Below are 17,491 nucleotides of genomic sequence, written 5' to 3' on the forward strand. Positions count from 1 at the left end.
TTGTAGTTGGGGTTGTTTTGTTTTAGGTGCGCCTGGCATGGGTGATAACTCGGTGGTGAAAGTCCGCTACAGGCTTGGCAGTAGGAACTGTTAGCCAAAGGCAAGGGTGTCGGTCTCGAGGCCGAATCTGAAGGAAGCCGGAGGCAAATCCTCGGTCTGACGAACCGAAATCACATAGGAGGCATGGTGAGACGTACGAGCTTGTTTGACAAAATAAAGTCCAATACTGCCCGAATCTTATCATGTAAATGTGGCAGATGGATGAGGGGAAGGTTATCGCTCTTACCCGAGGAGGTCTCACTGACGTCGAGTAGGAAAAAAATCCGAAAGACGGAGTAAAGCTTGTGGTGAGAAGTCAGCAGAAGCCATAGTGCGTGCGTGGATTGTCAACAGTAAATCAGACAACTTTTTTAAGTACTTCTTGGCGATACTGAACAGGCGTCATATAGTCTAAGGTTCCATGGATGCGATGCTTGTTGAACCCGTTGACGTAATCGTATAGTTCGAGTTCTAAGTGATGAAGGCTCTGGAAGTTCATCTGGTTCACAAACTCTGTTTTCATGATCTTGTAGGTGGCTTCAGCCACAGCGTTGTCGTACGGACAGCCTTTCATACTTAGCGATCGACCGATTTCAAATGTCTCCAGAAGCTCGTCCATCTTTTGATTTTTGAACTCGCTGCCACGGTCGGTATGAAACCATTGAATCTGACGTAGATCACCCTTAACGGTCGCGAAGGCACGGGAAATCAGAGCAGCGTCCTTGTTCGGGCCTGCACTATGACCAATGATTTCTCGATTAAACAGATCCACCAGTACACAAATGTAATGCCATCGATTCTGGACTTTCACATACGTCAAATCACTGACGACGAAGCGTTTAACTTCCGTTTGCTCAAACTCCCGCTTCAAAACATTCGCCGTCGTTGCTTCGTTACATGCCGTTTTATGGGGCTTATATTGTGCCACCGTGTAGGTGGAAACGAGCCCTTGCTCTTTCATGATGCGGCCAATGCGGCGTCTGGAGACGATGAACCCGCGCTCGTGGAGCTTCACTTTGATCTTGCGTGTGCCGTAGGCTTTTCGGTTCTTGAGAAAGATATCCACAATTGCTTCAGTGACATCATCTTCAGTGGCTCGTTCTTGGGCGTCGTAATAAAATGTACTTCTTGCGATTTGCAGGACGTCGCACATTGCTGATACCGAGTATTTATCACGATTATTCTGGATGATAGCTACTTTCGTCCCATGATCAGCGCGGCTTGCTTTAAAATATCCACCTCCATTTTCAGACGTTGAATCTCTTTGCGTAAAATAATAAGCTCATTTTCTTCCGCAGAGCGATTGTCCTTCTCCTTAAAGGAACCCGTTGTCTGAGCTTGCTTGATCCAGCGGTCTAAAGCTGAAGCTGTGAGGTCATATTCCTCCACAATCGCTGCTCTGGTTTTTCCATTTTCATAGAGCTGCACCATTTGCTTCTTGAATTCGGTTGTAAACGTGCGTCGTTGGTTTTTAGGCATTGTAGAGATCCGCTCCTTAGAATGTTAGGTTTATTCTACTAGCCCTTATTTTTGTTGTCCAACTGAGTGTAGCCGATCCAGCGTGGCAGCACGTTCATCAGGTGGGTTAAAGTCCCACTGAGCACCGGACTAGGGGCTCATATCCAAACTCGGGGGTAACGCCTCGGGGGACAGTAATTTTTTTTACTGGAGGGCAGGGCGTCTGCCGCGATGCAGAGTCTGAAGGGCTTGAGGAGAAGTACCAGGCCGTAGTGAAACGAGGCTACTCGAACTCGCGAACCGGTCGGCCAAAGATGGGGCAAGGTCGAGTCTGCACTATGGAGACGAAGGCGTTCTAGTCCACCCATCGCACCAAGATGTGTGAGGGCGGCATGGTACGGAAGATGACGTTGTGACCCACGGAGATCACGTCGTGTCTGAAACGAATGCACTTGCAGGACGAGTGGGGCAAACAAAGTCGAAGCGGTCGCGCCGCGTCTAACGCTTCTAAGAATACGCGGCAGTTTCAGTAACAGATGCTATAAGGAAACCCCGAAGTGTATACCGGACGCACGGCGAGAAGTCGGAGAGCCGGATACTACTTACGAACGGACGAACAACAGAAACGTCCGGATCGGTCACCTCGGTGTGACTGGCTTCAGTTCACCCAAAAGGTGAACCAGAAGCTCGCTTTATGGAGACCGGAACTGATATGAGTTTCGCGAGTAAGCGGCAAGGGAGGAATATTCCCTAAGTGAAAGACCCAAAACTTGCAGGCGGAGGATACGAAGCGCATGGAAGCAGAAGGCACAGGACGAAAGGTTCATTCATTAATCGACAAGGTGTATCACCGAACAAACCTGGAAATGGCATGGGAAACGGTGAGGGCAAACGGCAATGTCATTAAGTTAAGCTCAAAGACAAGACAGGAAACATAAATGGAATCCGAAACGGCATGGGAAAAGTCCTGTGCCATTGCCAGCTTGGAAAAGCTACGCAATGTGATGGAAGGGGAGCAGAGCGACGAAGGAAACGAGCCGGTTCCGACTCCGTTGCAGAGAATTTCTTTCAACAATATTGATTTTAGCTACGAGCCAGGGGGCAGCGCCGTACTTAAAAATCTAAGTTTTGAGTTTCCCATGGGACTTAAAATTGGCATTGTAGGTACCAGTGGTTCTGGAAAATCGAGCATTGCTCAACTGCTGATTCGTAATTTCGAACCGAAAGACGGCAGCATACTGGTGAATGATAGTCCGCTCCAACGGGTGCGCCGAGTTGATTGGACACAGAGCATCGGAATCGTGTTCCAGGAACCATATTTTTTCCGGATACCATCCGGAACAACCTACTAATGGGATTAGATGAGTAGAACAATACAAACACAATGAGAGCGGCCTGCAAGGCGGCGCAAATCGATGAATATATTATGGGTCTGCCGGACGGATACGATACAGCCATTGATGATTCGAGGGGTGACACTGTCGGGAGGTCAACGTCAGCGGCTCTCCATAGCCAGAGCCTTAATTCAGAACAGAGAAATCCTGATTCTAGATGAAGCTAACTCTGCGCTGGACATGACAACAGAGAGGCAGCTGCAGCAAGCAGTTGACCGTTATCGTAAAGGAAAAACAACGATTGTCATTGCCCATCGCCTGTCAACTATACAGAATTCGGATTTGACTTTGGTCATGCATAACGGGGAGATGGTTGAATCTGGAACTCACGATCAACTTATGAATCGAGGGGCGCTATACCAAGCCAGGAGTTGAACAGAGAAGGCCACCAAACGAACCTCCTCCTGAGTTCACGCCAGGATGAGCCATCAGCTCCGGCTTAACGAAGTCTTACCCCTGTGATGCCCTGCTTGCTGAAATCACTCAGCAGCAGTTCAAGCGTTTCATTTTCTAGTTGATACAGGAAACCTAGCCTGCCAATCAATTTGATAATATTATCCTCGCATTGGGTTATCCCGTATTTCAAAAACTGGTTAAGCATAATCGTTGTTTCTTTTTCAACTCGGGTATAGTTATCCTTAAAAACTGCGGGGAAACGATAGTGTCCTTCTTGTTCAATATATTTAATTTTCAGATTCATGAATTTTTTATGTTCTCTAAGCGTATACAGCAAACGTGTATCAATAGTTCGCTGCTTGGAAAGCATCAACTCGAAATACATTGTTAATTTGTTATAAATATCCAGACCAAAGGTCCGATCCGAGTACAGCTTTGGCGTGTAGAAGCTTTTATAATTTTCAGTCTCATTAATAGAGGTATAATAGTTTTCCATGCATTCTGCAAAGTACGAGAGATCGAATTCATAGATTTTGTTGTTGTGGTACTCCGGGTTGATCTTTAGCAAATGAGTATAGTTAAGATAATCATCATAGATATCGCAATGCTCGAACGCCGTCTTCAAGTCGTCGTATGGGACGGTTGTTCGAGAATAGCTACGGTACTTGAAAAATCCGGCAAGCTGGAACTCCCGAGTTGAGTCGTCGTATCCGTAGATAAGAACCGCATGAGCGAACCGCCGGGTATGATAGGAAGGCGTATCGGGGATAAAGTATTCATCAACGTGCGTCCAAACGTAGTACCCCGCGTCGATCTGACTCCTAATGAACGACACTAGATTCGGAATAGAGCCCAGAATGAGATCACGGTGCAGCCGTTGTGAATCCTTAAACCAGGGATTAAAGTGGTGTTCGGGTGTTTGCACATAAAAATCCAGAAAAATCTCATCGTTTTTCCAGTTAGACAAAAACAGATTCGTATAGTTAGAATAAATCCACGGTTGGCAATCCTTATTGTCAGAAATAATTGATAGGTAGAAGGCATGTTGAGGATAGTTCGAAATCAGAGGATCGCAAAGAGGTAATGTTTTCATTATTAGAGCTCCTTTCACGAAAAAAATTCTTATATCCATATATTTCAAAATAGAAGAGCGATGCCTATTTATTTAAATTTTAATATTTACTTGTAATAAAAGCAAATATTTAGATCTTTCAAGAGACCCAACTTGAATAGATAGGATAGCACTTTCCCGTTAGCTTTCTGTTTTTTAACATAAGACGGATTGTCAAGCCAAGTGCGACAGTTCCTGTGTGAAAGCAATTAAAATACATAATTTTATATTTAAATGTTTATGCACAAAGATTTAATTTTGTGAACATACATTTTCTTAGTAAAATAGACTTAAACTACTTTGTCTTCTATTCATTCCCTCTTTTTTATAGTAAAATATGCAGAAAGTCGCATCTATGTAATTACTTTATTAAGTGATGTTCTACACAGGAGTCACCAAAACTGGACTTTTGTTGAATCATAATACTGGCTAGAGAAGTAGCCATTTCCTCTTCTCGTGTTGTTTTCCAGTGACACAAAGTTCCCTACTTTTACAATTTGATCGTATTTCTCTTAAGTTCTTTTTTTTATAGGGAATGAGACAATTTCATCTTACTTTTCCAGTCAAGCAGGCAACTTTATGTCGATGTACAGTGTCGCACAGAAAGGATAGTTTCTAAGGTATACTTGTAAGTTTTCCAGTAGATCAAATTGTATAACTACTAAAAGGTTCCAGCTTCTTTTCCGCTTGCTCTTATATAGTCAAACGTCATGTTTTTCATATTTATAAGTTCACCAAGCCGTACAAAACGTTCGTCCATATTTCTTGAGATGTTACGAATTTCTTCTTCGTTCATCCTTGCTAGCAAAGACCTCAAAAGTTGATGTTCTGAAGTGTCGTTATAATTAAAGACTCTTGTTTTATCTCTATCATACAGGAATAGATCGTCTTTAAGCACTGAGTTAACAGTCAGCGTTGAAAGTTCTTCTCTTGTAATTCCAAGAAATGTACATAATAATAGGGCTATGTCCTCGTATTTCTCCAAATCAGAGATGAATAGAACTAGTTCGTCTTTTGTGATTCTGCTCATTAATTTTTCTCCTTGTGACGTTTTGTTTATACGAACGATTTATGTAGTTGCGGAATTTCAAGGTTCTTTTTTGAGTGCTTGTTATAGTTCGGTTTTAACGAATCCGATATCAATCGCAAATTACTGATGGCATCTGCAAGCGTACCATTTAAGTCAATGTTATTCTTGTATACTTTAACTATCTTTGCAATGCGTCTTTTTATTATTATACTACAAAAGCCCTCCATTTAGAAAAAACAAAAAAGCATGATTATTTTATGTAAAATAATATCATGCATTCTTTAGACTTTCGATTGTTCTAAAAAGATTATTAATAAAGGACTCTACTATTGTTACTTCCTGAATGTTTCTACTAGAAAGTAAATGATTTATCCGATCGATAGCCTCGTAGTTTTCTTTATTCATTGTATTGTTATCATAACTACGGAACAACCTACATGTGCGTCGATTCTCTGAGGCATTCGAAAGGCAACGCTTGGATTCCACTTAAACCAATGCTACCCAGCATTTGCCCGAGTCCATCTGGGAGCGGTTGCCCCATGATCAATCGAACAACATCATTGAGTGTCAGGCTGCTTACAGATCCCGCAATCATACACTGAGTCGGCTGTGCTGAATTAATGAAGAGCGCAATTGAGCTCTCCCATCCCTCAATATCAATCGTTCCAGCAAAACCAAAACTCGGAATGCCTTGCGCGCTTAGCCCGATCATTAAGGCCAAATTGCTTAACTGAATAGGCAATGGGTCAAAATGGATCGTGCCCAAATAGGCCCCGGAGATGAGAAAACCGTTTGGAAACGCAGTACCTTCAACAGTGATTTCTACAGGCTGCTTCTGTATCTCGGTATGGACGCTACCGGCAAGAAAGGCCTGGACGATTCCCCCGCGCAATAATCCGCCTAGACGACCATCAATAGCTGTGCCTGCCTGAATTTCCACACGGCGGAAAGGAAGGTAAATGGATGAATTGGTTGTAGGGTCTGGCATACTCACAGATACCGTGAACCCCGCTTCATTCGTATCTAACTGCAGAAACTCCGTCAACAAACGAAATATCGGGTCTCGTATCGCGGAAGGTCCTGTCAGAATCGATAACCCTTTATCCAGCACTTGCTCACGATCTGGCAGCTTAGTCGATGGAAGAATGCCTTGGATTATCGTTTGAAGTGCTTCCAGCTTAATTTCTTTTGAGCCATTATAGAGAATCAAACCTGACAAATCTGCAAACGAATCAATCGGCGCAAGCGACTGGAGACCTGGGATTGATGATAATCGAGGGGTTTCAAGATCGATCAGTACAGATACAGCCCACTCTTGCTCAACTTTAAACACAGACAGGAGGAATTCGCCTACTCCCGCTATATTAGTGGTGACATGTAATGAAGGACTGTCGTTGATCAACTTGATATGTCCCTTCGATGGTGGCAGCGAAAGCGAGAAGCCAGACGGCCATGGAAGTTGAATTCCACTAGCGATCGCCTCGATCAACCGGCTTAAATCGATTTCCGGAAAATCGAATGATACGTCAAGCTGGCCAGGCATCGTATATACAAACTCTTTCGTGCTATTCGCAATGTCGATTTGCCCTTTCAACGTGGCTTCAAACGATTGCTCTCCCTTACTTGTCAATTTAAATTGTATCTCATTAACAGTAAGCGGTACTGAACCAATCTCCAAATTCCACGGTGTCGTTATACGTGCTTCCATCGTTAATTGCTGCAGTTCATCGCTTCGGACTGTGATCTCCTCGATGGGAAGATCCGGAATGATTTTAACCGCTAGGGCCGACTTGATTATTAAGCTTGGAAGTGATACCTTCGTCGTCGCTGAGATGTAACGAAGGTTAAAAGCGACAGTTCCTCTCCCACTCTTCTCGAAGTCAGCAGTTACCTCTCCAGATGCACCCATAAAGGAAAGTTTCCCCTTAACGGTAACTTTGTTTCCTTCCGGCGAAACGATCTCCGCTTCTTCAATCACCAAAGGCTGCTTATTATTGAACGTGTTAATCAGTGTTTGGAGTGCTTTGTTCTGAAATATATCTACAGTAAGCGTTAGTTTTCCATCTTGAATTTGTATTATTTGGTCTAACCGTTGAGTGCTCATAGCCAGCCTCCTCCTTTTCAATCATATAATCCCTTCATCTCGAAAAAAAATACATTTTAAGTAAAAAATTATACATCATGGTCAATATAAAATCGCTATGAAAAATTACCCCTGCTGGTGACGATGACTTACTCCAATTAATTGCACACCTTATCACAAGTCGACGAGAATCATAATTTCCTAAACAAAAAAGACGCCGAGCAGTCAGCGTCCTTATGGCAAGTCGTAATCACCTCATAAGAGAATTATTCAAAGCCTCGTTAACGTCATATATTAATGATAAGCATAGTTAGCTGCCTGGTGTCAGCAGCAGTTTTACCCCCGCCTAATTTGTCACTCTATAGTGAATCGAATATACTTCAATCAAGGGAACGACACCTATTCAGTAGTTCATCAAGTGGTTTATTATCGTCCCGTCCGACAAATCGGCCGCCGGCCTCGAGGGCAAGCAGCGTTCGGCGCGATTTCGCGTCCAGCGCCACTGCGTCCCATGTCCACCACAGCTTACCGTTCTTGTAAGCTTCGAAACTGGGGATGAATTTTCGCTCCGCGACGATGCTCTCCATCGCTGGTGCAAGCGCGGCGAGCCGAGCGGCATCGCCTTCGAATTGCCAGGACACGTGCATCGGCAGCAGCCCGGAATCTGCGAAGAGCGGCACGACCATCTCCGACGGGAGCACAACGAGCTCCAGCTCGTCCCGTAACTTCTCGATCTCGAGCTCCGTGCCATATATCCTCATAGTGGATAATCCATATCAATTACGGCTCACACAGCCGAGGTCCGCACCAGCGATCCTTCGGCCTGTGCGTCACTTCCCAAATAAAGTATTTAACTTGAATCTTTTGGTCATGCTGCTAATAGGTAACGGAAACCTGAAGTCTCAGAAACTTATGCAAGTTTTGTTTGTTTGTACACATCTTAATTATGAGGAGGAGATCCCAATTGGAAAAAGTTGTTATAGATGCAGGTCATGGTGGACATGATCCTGGAGCATCAGCAAATGGGTTAGTGGAAAAAGATTTAACTCTAAAAATCTCTTTAGGTATTGAAAATCATTTAAAATCGATTCTACCTGAAGTGGATATTCACCAAACTAGAACCGACGATACTTTTGTCTCTTTAGAAGATCGTGCAAATATTGCAAATGCAGGTTTCCCTAATTTTTTTATTTCCGTCCATATTAATTCTGGTGGAGGCTCTGGTTACGAGGATTATATCCACCCTGAGTATCCAGACATTGAATTTGGCGAAAAATATCAAACGGTTTTTCATGATGAAATGATGATATTTCTTAGTACCGCAAATGTAACTGATAGAGGAAAAAAGAAAAAAGATTTACAGGTCTTACGGGAAACAATTATGGCAAACATACTAACTGAAAATTTATTTATTGATGACCCTAATGATTCTGTTTTGTTAAAAGATGAAACATTTATTGATGGACTATGTCAAGCTCATGCTCACGCTATAAAAAAAGTTCTTGAGTTATTACAAAGAGGCTAAATAATTCGTAGTGTGTGCCGGGCTGTTCGTGTGCTTCCAGAAGCAGACAAATGGACGACTAGGGCCATCTTGGGTTTGCCGGGCGATGGCCTGAGCGTTTCGCGTATCTCGTCCGATCGGCGTTGAATCCGCTGTGATTGAAAAACAAAATGGGGAAGTTGTTTTAAAAGGAAAAATGTCTTTGCTTGGACTGTCGCCAATGAATGGAAAAATTATTTTCAAGGTGACTCAAGAAAAAGTAGAGTTGTTTGCTGATATTCTGTCGGAATCCCTAAATCAAATGACAGTGTCTTTCGGCATTACGACAGTAAGCTTAGACTATACTGCCCGTTAGCGTAATGAAGCTGCCGATCAGCACCGGCAGCTTCTTCCTGGTCGATTATTCAACTATCGTATCCCGTTAGAATTCCTGTAGAATGAATAATTTGGCCTTTGCACAAAAACGAGCGCCTCGGTACGATGGGGTTGCACACGAGGTCATTGCCTCAAAAAGCTCATCATCCAGGAGGTCGCTCTACCATGAAGTTTAAGGCTCAGGAGAAGCAAAATCAACTCATTGAAAACATTTCCTCATTACATTTGGTAGTCGGCGTAGATATTGCTCAGGAGTCTCACGTCGCTCGTGCGGTCAGCTTTCGAGGAATTGCTTTGGGATCGCCGTTAGAGTTTGGTAGTTATGACGAGGGCTTTCAACTATTCGGTCGTTGGATTCAAGATCTGCTCCAGTCTTACAAGCTGAGCAAAATCATTGTTGGTATGGAACCGACCGGCCACTACTGGCTGAGCTTGGCTCGCTGGCTCTCTTCTCGTGGAATTGAAGCCGTCCTCGTAAATCCCCACCTTGTCAAAAAGAATAAAGAAAACCGAGACAATACCCCGTCAAAGAGCGACCGCAAAGACGCGCTCGTCATCGCGGATATGGTCAAGAACGGCTACTATTCCCCCGTAAGATTCAACCCGGAAGCCTACGAGGAGCTGCGGATTCTCATGGCCAATCGTGACACGGTTACTAAACGGCTTAACAGCGCTGTTAACCAGATTCATCGCTGGGTAGATATTGTTTTCCCAGAACTTCGGCATGTCTTTAAAATCCTCACTTGTACCAGTGCCATTGCCACGTTAAGGCTGTTTCCTCTCCCGAAGGAAATTAGCCGATTAACGACAGAGCAAGTCATTGCTGGCTGGAAGCAATATGTGAAGCGTCATGCGGGTTTGCAGCGGGCTGAGCAGCTTATTACATTTGCTAAACGCAGCGTAGGTGCAACAAAGGCGCTACACGCCTACAAAATTCACTTGGATCAACTTCTCGAAGAATATGATTTGGCTCAGCGCCAGCTTGAGCAGATTGCACATGAAGTACATCTCGTATTAGAACGCATTCCCTATGCCCAAAAGTTACTCACCATTCGGGGTGTAAATGTAACCAGTCTAGCCGGTGTGTTAGGAGAAGCTGGTGATCTTAGTGGTTATGCACACGGAAATGCCTTGCTTCGTCATGCGGGTCTAAATCTGGCTGAGGCTAGTTCCGGGAAATGGCGTGGGAAAATGGTGCTAAGTAAGCGCGGTCGACCGCGACTAAGGCGCTTTATCTACCTCATGACAATGTGTATGGTCATGACCAATCCGGATGTTAGAGCCCTGCACCACTACAATGTAGACGTGAAAAAGCTCAAGAAAATGAAATCCATTATGAAATTATGTGGTAAAGTGGCCCGAATGCTTGTTGGCCTGGCTAAGAGCAGCGAAGCTTACAGTTCAGTTAAAGTATTTCCGCAATCCGCTTAAACAGGTTATTTTTCGCCAGTTGATGCATTCGCAGGATGGACAAGAAGCACGGAGTATCGGGAGGCATTATGCAAAAGGGCTCGGACCCGTTCCGTTAGAAAAACCGACCTCCACCCCTTAGTTAGATGTGACGAAGGAATAAAAGGGCATGAGACCCGTTGAGACATGGGAGTGAAAATCGCTAGGGGCGACATGGAGACGTGCAGGATATGGAACAAATTGGGTGATATACTCTCACCTTTATTCTTGCATGCCCTTACAGTTGCTCCAAGCCACCGCCTTCTCTGTTTCCTTCTTACCTCACACTTAGCTAAGGGTGAAATCCTGCGAATTCATGAGCCTGAGTGAGAAAACTAAATCATATTGAGGGAGTTTAATAGGTATTGCTTGATGATTGGCAAATCGGGTGGACTGATTTCAGATGGAATTTCCTTAGAATCAAAAAAGCGTAATTCCATCACTTCTTCTCCATCCTTTTCTAATGTGCCGATATAATCATTACATAGATAAGCGGTCACAACATTATACACTTCGTCACCATGAGGATATCTGTAATAAAACTCGTTGCCTGAAAACACATCAAACAATGTTAATGAGTTCGCGGTTAAACCTGTCTCCTCAAATAGTTCTCTCTTAGCTACATCTGGGAGGCTCTCTCCTAGTTCTAATGAGCCGCCAGGTAACCCCCAACAAACCATTGTCGTAATAATAAACGATTCTTATCGTCGGTTAATAACACACATGCACCGGCCATGATTATGGGGTGTGTGCCTATTAGCCGTCTTAATTCCATAATATAACCCAAGATGATTGCTCCTCTGAAAGTGGTATGATTCGTATTATTATTTCGTAGTTGAATGTTTAAGTTCCTGTCTATTCCTAACTGAAGTTATTGCGTTATCCTGCCCGTTAGCTCAACAGGCAGCCGATATTACGGCAGAAAGTTCTTATGATACCATCGTGTAGCATTAGTTAACTTAATCTCTATGTGACCTTTAAGGCAAAATGATAAAACGCATCGCCACGAGATTGGTTCTCTATATCTTCATCCATCCACCATACCCCGTATGAATAAAAATATGTCCCTTTTTCTGTAGGAACTTTAAAACTATTTTCTTTCAATAAAACTTCTGTAAGTCTTCCTTCATAGAATTGGTCGACATGAAATTTATTCGGTTGGGGCTCATAATTCATAAGGAATTTTACAGCATCACCAGGCTTTACTGGAATCGGTTCTTTTCCTTTTAAAAGTTCAACTGGACCAGCTGAATCCACACAAGATGTTGTCCAGCAATATGTGCCAAGTTTTGTTTTGTACATTCGTTTATCAATCTGAATTTGAACCTTTGGTGGTTTCCCTTCCTCAAGGTCTGTGTTTTTTGGCTGAAGATCCATGCAACCAACTATACATATAAGTGTTAGTGCCATAACGAATAACAAGACAGTATTCTTCAAATAAACCCTCCTATCTTTATTCGACCCTAATTATTCAACGATAGAAGAAGTGAATTTGTTACAAATCAAATTCATGAGATTAGTAAAATACTGTTTAATATGTATTTTCGAAATTAAGATTACTTGTTGACTAAACTGCCCGTTACTTCAATGAAAAAAAGCGCCCCTCATGAACTACCCTACTACAAGTCACTTCAGCAATAGGATGAGTTCATTCAAGGGCTACCTCATTTACCAAGTAATCCAACCACTTTTTAAATTAAGAAAGAACCATTTTTCAGAAAAAGGTATGAAATACCAATTCATGTGAAAAAATATACAATATAGCTAATTATGAGGTGATAGTGATGAGAGAATTACAGGAACTCAAGGAACTTCTGTGCCAATGCGGTCTCTCCAAGCGTCAGCTTCTAAAAGAGCTGATTGATGCTGCTATGGACAATAGGGCCATGTGCGGGCAGTGTGAAGCAGGGTGTATCAATTGTAATTCAAGCTGCAATAATGGGCCTACGGCAAGGTGATTCACAGGTTATAGACTTCAAATCATAGAGGATGAGGTGACACCTAATGAGTATGTTAAAGGAAATCAGGACCCTTCTTTCCGAAACAGGTCTCTCGAAGCGTGAGCTGTTAAGAGAACTTATCAATTATGCTGTAACGGAGGATGAGGAGGATATCGCAAGATGTACGTTGGGATGTTCAACGCGCTGCACATCATGTTATCCAGGATGCTCCACTGGAGGAGCAATTAAATGATAGGGGGGTTTTAATTATGGGACTTCTACTAAGCCCTGAGGTGAAGCTGCGGCCTGACGGGGGGAGGTCAATCTTGTTTACCGCCAATCCGGGGGATAGCCCGAAGGAAGTGTTTAAATTTCTCTACCCGCAGCAGGCTGTAATCCTCTCCTTATTTGACGGGAAACGGGACCTGACTGCCGTATGTGAAGCGGTGGCCTATATCTTCGATCTGGATATTGAAGCTGCGTCTCGGCAAGTGGATACCCTGTTGGGTATTCGGGTAAATGATGAACAGACCATTGAAACATTGATTATAGAAGTTTCCGACAACAACCCGGAACAGGTACGGATTTACGATCCCAAGACTTTTATTGTTCCGGAAGAAATGATTAATATGGATGATACCCGGTGCAAAATGCCCTACACCTTGCTGGTACTCCCTACCATGCGTTGTGTGACCAATTGCAGGTATTGCTATGCTAATCGTGAGGGTTTTAGAGGAAAACAGGAATTGGATTTAAATCTGTACCGCCGCCTGTTGAAAGAGGCCCGTGATTGCGGTATAGAAACCGTCGAGTTCTCGGGGGGCGATTTTTTTTGCCGGGAGGATGCATATGATTTCATTGAAAGCACTCTGTCTGCAGGTCTGTATCTCAATATACCCACTAAGTATCCCTTATCCAGAGGTATGGCCCAGCGGCTGGCGGCAACCGGGCTATCCACCATCCAGGTTAGTATTGACGCTCTTAACCCGGACATCATTGACCGTCTTATGGGTCTTACCGGTTATGGGGAGAAAATACTACAAACCCTCGATTACTTAGGTGAGGCGGGAATAAAGGTTCGGACCAACACGGTGCTAACTCCGATTAACATCAAGGATGCCGTATCCTTGGCGTGGTATTTGACGAAGAAGCCTTATGTACTGAGGAGCAACTTTACTTGCTACGGACGTTCATTATATCGCCACGACGATAGTCTATTTTGTTCCCCGGAGGATATAAAGATTTTCGAAGAAGAATTCAGTAAGATCCAAAAGGAATTTCCGGACAAAGTTAATTTCAGCGGCGCCAATGATAATCCCTATGCTGGAGATGAATCGTTAAGGAAGAAAAACTTTTGGGAAAGAGCTTATTGTACGGCTAACCGGCGCGGTGTTGTTGTGTTGCCAGACGGTAAAGTAACCATCTGCGAGGAGCTATACAATCACAAACACTTCATTATCGGCGATTTAACGAAACAGACTTTGCTGGAAGTGTGGAATTCGCCAAAAGCCCTGGAACTGGCCTACCCGCAGCAGGCTGCCGTTTCCAACGGACCTTGCCATGATTGCTCCGATTTCCAGCGGTGTCATGAAGGTCTCGGAAGATGTGTCAGGGAAGCTCTTAAAGCTTATGGATATGATCAGCACTACGCTCCAGATCCCCGTTGTCCCCGGGCCCCTGTGGGCAGCAGATTGGCCTAGAATCTAAGGACCCTTGATTCATCACTCATTCTGATGTATTAAGGGTCCTATTCTATTATTCATCAAAGAGAACAAACCCCAATCAACGAATGAACGACTTTCTTTTGATAATTTGGCAACGGTGTTGCTTCAAAAAAGAATGCATAGTCGGTTATGCTCAACCAAAAAATTACTTCCGAATTTCGTAATGGCTGCGATCATTACGTTTTTTATTTTTGACGCTCGAACGACACCTTTTATCATTTTGGTTTCGCCGCTGAACGAAGTGAATATTACCAAATCCTCTTCCGTTATAAGAGAGCTGTTAATCGCCAAGGCTGTCTCGCATGAAATCAATATATTTTGTCGACTAGCAAAAAACGATCATTTTATGCACTTTTGGGGCAGGTGCATTTTTCAGTAAAAAGTAATGCTGTTCATGTCTATTAAGTCGTATAAAATTCATGATATCCTAATTGAAACCTGATATATACAAAACGATGAGTAATAAAAAATTAGTAAGCCTCATTCAAACATAACTTGTAAATGTAAAAGGGCAGCCTTATGGCTACCCTTTTACATTATTTACGAAGTCAGTGTCTACAATTTGTGTTTTTTGTAGTTCTCCAAACTGCGCACAAAAGTTTGTGAAATCCGGAACATTTTTAAGGTCATAAGTAAGGACTTTTTTAATTAATATTTCAACAATGGATTGTTCTATATCGTCCTTACTATCCGGCTTAACTTTTGATCGTGCTTGTCTAAGATTAGGTAGAAAAAAAGAAATGACCATAGCGAGTGCCTCTTTATCACCATTTTGAGCAAGTGATACCAAATCAAACATTTCATTTTCCATCTGAATTATCACTCTCTTCTTGTTTAATAACATCCACTAATCGAGAAATATTTGCGGACAGCACATCAATTTTTTTCTCGAATCGAACAAGTAGATAACCAGCAACAACAATAGGAAATCCAACCTGGCTGATAGCAGTTAAAATATTGGATAGAGTTTGTGTATTACTCAATTGGTTCACCCTCCCTCCATCATCAGAACCTTCAGTTTCTTTAGAGCTGCGTTTTTCGTCTTACCTACTGCTTGTGCAGAGACTCCTAACATGCGTGAAATTTCATTATCCTTATATCCAAGAGCATATCGAAGTGTAATGGTAAGCCGTTGTTTCTCTGTAAGTTTTGAAAAAGCATGCGCTAAGGATTCGTTTTGAAGAGACGATTCAAAAGTGGCTGGATCAGTGATGAGGTTTTCTAAAAAATCATCTTGATGATTGCCTAACATTTCGCCTAAAGTAGAAGTTTCTTGTTCTTCTGAAAGAGGTTGATCAAAGATAAGTGCAAATCGGGAGTTTCGCTTTTGTTGATTTCTAAGCTGATCAATAGTGCAATACTTTATCGTATTAACAAGAAAGGTAATAAATCGAATCTGAAAAAAATGTTTCTGGAACCTTTCCTCAAGCTCATATTTACTCTCTTTAATTCCATTCTTTGAATTAGTGTAAAGTCGAACATTCTCTTCGTTCATAAAAAAGCTCTGGATAATACGATCCGATTTAAACGACCTAGGTGCATCACTAAAAAGTGTATTTTTTTGAGTTTCTGTTTCAGAAAGCAATTCTTATCCCTCCCTTTCTTACCCATCCTTATGTATAAAGTGTAAGAACATGGTTAAAATCAACCAATGTAGGAATATATGTTCCCATTTTTGCAGAAAAAAACACCCTCAGATAAGAGGGGATCATACGTTCCTATATTCAATTATAACATCTCATAACATCGGTTAGGAAACAAATTTGTTAATATATACACTTTTATTTGGGGCTATTCTTTCTAATTGTGACTTAACCTGAAGTTCAATTTTGAGGACTTAGTAGCTGCATCGAGGCCCTTCTTCTAATATTTGAAAATATGGCTGCATGCAATAGTCATAAATGAATAAAAACACGCCCTGCAAGGACGTGTCTGATCAAGGGAAAAATTCTATGGTGTACCTTTAGTCTAACCCTTGTACTAAGTATTTATACATCTTAAATGGTCCCTGTTTGTTTTCCCTTTGTATTAAACATTTATAAGTTATAGATTCTTCATGTTTACTAGCTCTCCAATTTATAGTGATAGAGTAATCACTGTTTTTCATCTTAGGTTCCCAGTAAAACCCAAAAAGTCCGGGACTGAAGTCCCACAACTTTTTCCATAGAAGTGTAGCCTCATCAAATGGATCAATATCTCTGAGACTCCCTAAGCCAAGTTGGAATGGAATTATGTGTTTTACTGTCCTTTTACAATTGCAACATACCATTCTATAGTACACCGAGATGATGTTTTTTAGTGTCCATTTATTAGTGAAGTGATTCCTTGCTGCTTCGCTTTAAGTAACAAAAGATTAAAAATCTTCTGATGATCTATATAAGTTGAACTAAAGATTAGAAAACTATGGTAAGGAATTCGCTACTGCATGTCGAAGTAATAAAGTAACAACTTTAGACAGGCAGGTGAATCGCATGGAACATTCAGCCTCATTTCAAGAGATCCAAACCGCGATGAAGCAAGCAAAAGATCGTCGGATGTTTGAACGCTATCAGACGCTGTATTTGTATCTACAAGGAACAGAAGTCGAGCAAATTGCTCATATCATTAACCGAAGCCCCAAAACCGTAAAAGGGTACATTCAAGCTTATGAAACACGTGGGCTTTCCGGACTGCAAATGAATCATTCGCCAGGAGCACCTGTCCGATTAACGAAAGAACAACTGGAAAAGTTAAAACAAACGATCGTGGACTCCGTTCCACATAATGTAGGCTTTACCGCGCGTCACAATTGGACACTGGAGATCATTGCAGCCTTCATCAAAAGGGAGTTTGGCCAGACGTATTCGCTTCGGGGTATCTCTAAAATGATGCATCGTCAAGGGCTAAGCTATACCAAGCCAACCTATACCTTGGCAGCGGCGAACGAAGAAAAGCAACGAATTTTTTCGGAAGTCACGTTTCCAAATTTAAAAAAAGATACATGACGGG

The 17,491-nt window shown here is 42.5% G+C and carries 16 protein-coding genes and 2 pseudogenes; 7 read left to right on the forward strand and 11 right to left on the reverse strand.

Translation table 11 applies throughout. The features are described from left to right. Positions 1-397: 397 nt before the first annotated feature. Positions 398-1,518, reverse strand: a protein-coding gene (locus QD47_RS25950) for an IS3 family transposase (RefSeq protein WP_152643873.1) whose coding sequence is annotated in 2 segments (ribosomal slippage) — positions 398-1,269 and positions 1,269-1,518 — 1,122 coding nt in all. Because the reading frame shifts where the segments join, the coding sequence is not laid out codon by codon here. 773 nt (positions 1,519-2,291) lie between these two features. Between QD47_RS25950 and QD47_RS32685 the strand changes: the two genes are divergently transcribed. Both QD47_RS32685 and QD47_RS33470 read left to right on the forward strand, forming a co-directional pair. After that, positions 2,292-2,435: a hypothetical protein gene (locus tag QD47_RS32685; protein WP_200893523.1), complete on the forward strand. Its 144-nt coding sequence runs from the start codon at positions 2,292-2,294 to the stop codon at positions 2,433-2,435. Positions 2,436-2,501: 66 nt separating this feature from the next. Further along, positions 2,502-3,266: pseudogene (locus QD47_RS33470) on the forward strand (ATP-binding cassette domain-containing protein). 64 nt (positions 3,267-3,330) lie between these two features. On the opposite strand, the gene QD47_RS25965 reads toward QD47_RS33470, so the two are convergent. The 4 genes from QD47_RS25965 to QD47_RS25980 form a co-directional block, all read right to left on the reverse strand. Then, a complete protein-coding gene (locus QD47_RS25965; RefSeq protein ID WP_044648828.1) occupies positions 3,331-4,380 on the reverse strand; it encodes a cysteine peptidase family C39 domain-containing protein in 1,050 nt (349 codons plus the stop codon). 679 nt (positions 4,381-5,059) lie between these two features. Continuing rightward, on the reverse strand, positions 5,060-5,428 hold the full coding sequence (locus QD47_RS25970) for a hypothetical protein (protein ID WP_044648829.1): 369 nt from the start codon (positions 5,426-5,428) through the stop codon (positions 5,060-5,062). A gap of 433 nt (positions 5,429-5,861) precedes the next feature. After that, positions 5,862-7,532, reverse strand: a complete 1,671-nt coding sequence (locus QD47_RS25975; RefSeq protein ID WP_044648830.1) for a hypothetical protein — start codon at positions 7,530-7,532, stop codon at positions 5,862-5,864. 359 nt (positions 7,533-7,891) lie between these two features. Beyond that, on the reverse strand, positions 7,892-8,272 hold the full coding sequence (locus tag QD47_RS25980) for a hypothetical protein (protein ID WP_044648831.1): 381 nt from the start codon (positions 8,270-8,272) through the stop codon (positions 7,892-7,894). A 203-nt stretch (positions 8,273-8,475) separates the two neighbouring features. On the opposite strand from QD47_RS25980, the gene QD47_RS25985 reads away from it, so the two are divergent. The 3 genes from QD47_RS25985 to QD47_RS25990 all read left to right on the forward strand — a co-directional run bounded on the left by QD47_RS25985 (position 8,476) and on the right by QD47_RS25990 (position 10,821). Then, complete coding sequence (locus QD47_RS25985; protein ID WP_044648839.1) at positions 8,476-9,036, forward strand: N-acetylmuramoyl-L-alanine amidase family protein; 561 nt, start codon at positions 8,476-8,478, stop codon at positions 9,034-9,036. Between the two features lie 133 nt (positions 9,037-9,169). Next, positions 9,170-9,370 (forward strand): hypothetical protein, encoded by a 201-nt coding sequence (locus tag QD47_RS31885; RefSeq protein ID WP_152643874.1) that lies wholly within the window; start codon positions 9,170-9,172, stop codon positions 9,368-9,370. 185 nt (positions 9,371-9,555) lie between these two features. Then, a complete protein-coding gene (locus QD47_RS25990) occupies positions 9,556-10,821 on the forward strand; it encodes an IS110 family RNA-guided transposase (RefSeq protein ID WP_044648832.1) in 1,266 nt (421 codons plus the stop codon). Positions 10,822-11,174: 353 nt separating this feature from the next. Here QD47_RS25990 and QD47_RS25995 read toward each other — a convergent pair. Next, a pseudogene (locus QD47_RS25995) lies at positions 11,175-11,626 on the reverse strand (NUDIX hydrolase). A gap of 179 nt (positions 11,627-11,805) precedes the next feature. Beyond that, positions 11,806-12,276: a hypothetical protein gene (locus tag QD47_RS26000; protein WP_235332366.1), complete on the reverse strand. Its 471-nt coding sequence runs from the start codon at positions 12,274-12,276 to the stop codon at positions 11,806-11,808. 772 nt (positions 12,277-13,048) lie between these two features. Between QD47_RS26000 and QD47_RS26005 the strand changes: the two genes are divergently transcribed. Continuing rightward, positions 13,049-14,479, forward strand: a complete 1,431-nt coding sequence (locus QD47_RS26005; protein ID WP_044648833.1) for a radical SAM/SPASM domain-containing protein — start codon at positions 13,049-13,051, stop codon at positions 14,477-14,479. Between the two features lie 129 nt (positions 14,480-14,608). On the opposite strand, the gene QD47_RS34310 is transcribed toward QD47_RS26005, so the two are convergent. From QD47_RS34310 to QD47_RS26020, 4 genes are all read right to left on the reverse strand, one after another. Further along, on the reverse strand, positions 14,609-14,815 hold the full coding sequence (locus tag QD47_RS34310; protein WP_412178003.1) for an SIS domain-containing protein: 207 nt from the start codon (positions 14,813-14,815) through the stop codon (positions 14,609-14,611). Positions 14,816-15,026: 211 nt separating this feature from the next. After that, positions 15,027-15,314 carry a helix-turn-helix domain-containing protein gene (locus QD47_RS26010; RefSeq protein WP_044648834.1) on the reverse strand — a complete coding sequence of 96 codons (288 nt, stop codon included), beginning with the start codon at positions 15,312-15,314 and terminating at the stop codon, positions 15,027-15,029. Further along, a complete protein-coding gene (locus tag QD47_RS26015) occupies positions 15,304-15,486 on the reverse strand; it encodes a YvrJ family protein (RefSeq protein WP_044648835.1) in 183 nt (60 codons plus the stop codon). The genes QD47_RS26010 and QD47_RS26015 overlap by 11 nt, the downstream gene beginning before the upstream one ends. A 5-nt stretch (positions 15,487-15,491) precedes the next feature. Beyond that, positions 15,492-16,088: an RNA polymerase sigma factor gene (locus QD47_RS26020; RefSeq protein ID WP_044648836.1), complete on the reverse strand. Its 597-nt coding sequence runs from the start codon at positions 16,086-16,088 to the stop codon at positions 15,492-15,494. Positions 16,089-16,974: 886 nt separating this feature from the next. Between QD47_RS26020 and QD47_RS26030 the strand changes: the two genes are divergently transcribed. Continuing rightward, entirely contained in the window at positions 16,975-17,487 is a 513-nt protein-coding gene (locus QD47_RS26030) for a helix-turn-helix domain-containing protein (protein WP_044648838.1), read from the forward strand. The last annotated feature ends 4 nt before the right edge of the window (positions 17,488-17,491 follow it).

The sequence above is a fragment of the Paenibacillus terrae genome (assembly GCF_000943545.1).
Lineage (GTDB): Bacteria > Bacillota > Bacilli > Paenibacillales > Paenibacillaceae > Paenibacillus > Paenibacillus terrae_A.

Coding starts and splice junctions, on each gene's coding strand:
- QD47_RS32685 (WP_200893523.1), top strand. CDS start 2,292: ATGGAAGCAGAAGGCACAGGACGAAAGGTTCATTCATTAATCGACAAG.
- QD47_RS25965 (WP_044648828.1), bottom strand. CDS start 4,380: ATGAAAACATTACCTCTTTGCGATCCTCTGATTTCGAACTATCCTCAA.
- QD47_RS25970 (WP_044648829.1), bottom strand. CDS start 5,428: ATGAGCAGAATCACAAAAGACGAACTAGTTCTATTCATCTCTGATTTG.
- QD47_RS25975 (WP_044648830.1), bottom strand. CDS start 7,532: ATGAGCACTCAACGGTTAGACCAAATAATACAAATTCAAGATGGAAAA.
- QD47_RS25980 (WP_044648831.1), bottom strand. CDS start 8,272: ATGAGGATATATGGCACGGAGCTCGAGATCGAGAAGTTACGGGACGAG.
- QD47_RS25990 (WP_044648832.1), top strand. CDS start 9,556: ATGAAGTTTAAGGCTCAGGAGAAGCAAAATCAACTCATTGAAAACATT.
- QD47_RS26005 (WP_044648833.1), top strand. CDS start 13,049: ATGGGACTTCTACTAAGCCCTGAGGTGAAGCTGCGGCCTGACGGGGGG.
- QD47_RS26010 (WP_044648834.1), bottom strand. CDS start 15,314: ATGGAAAATGAAATGTTTGATTTGGTATCACTTGCTCAAAATGGTGAT.
- QD47_RS26030 (WP_044648838.1), top strand. CDS start 16,975: ATGGAACATTCAGCCTCATTTCAAGAGATCCAAACCGCGATGAAGCAA.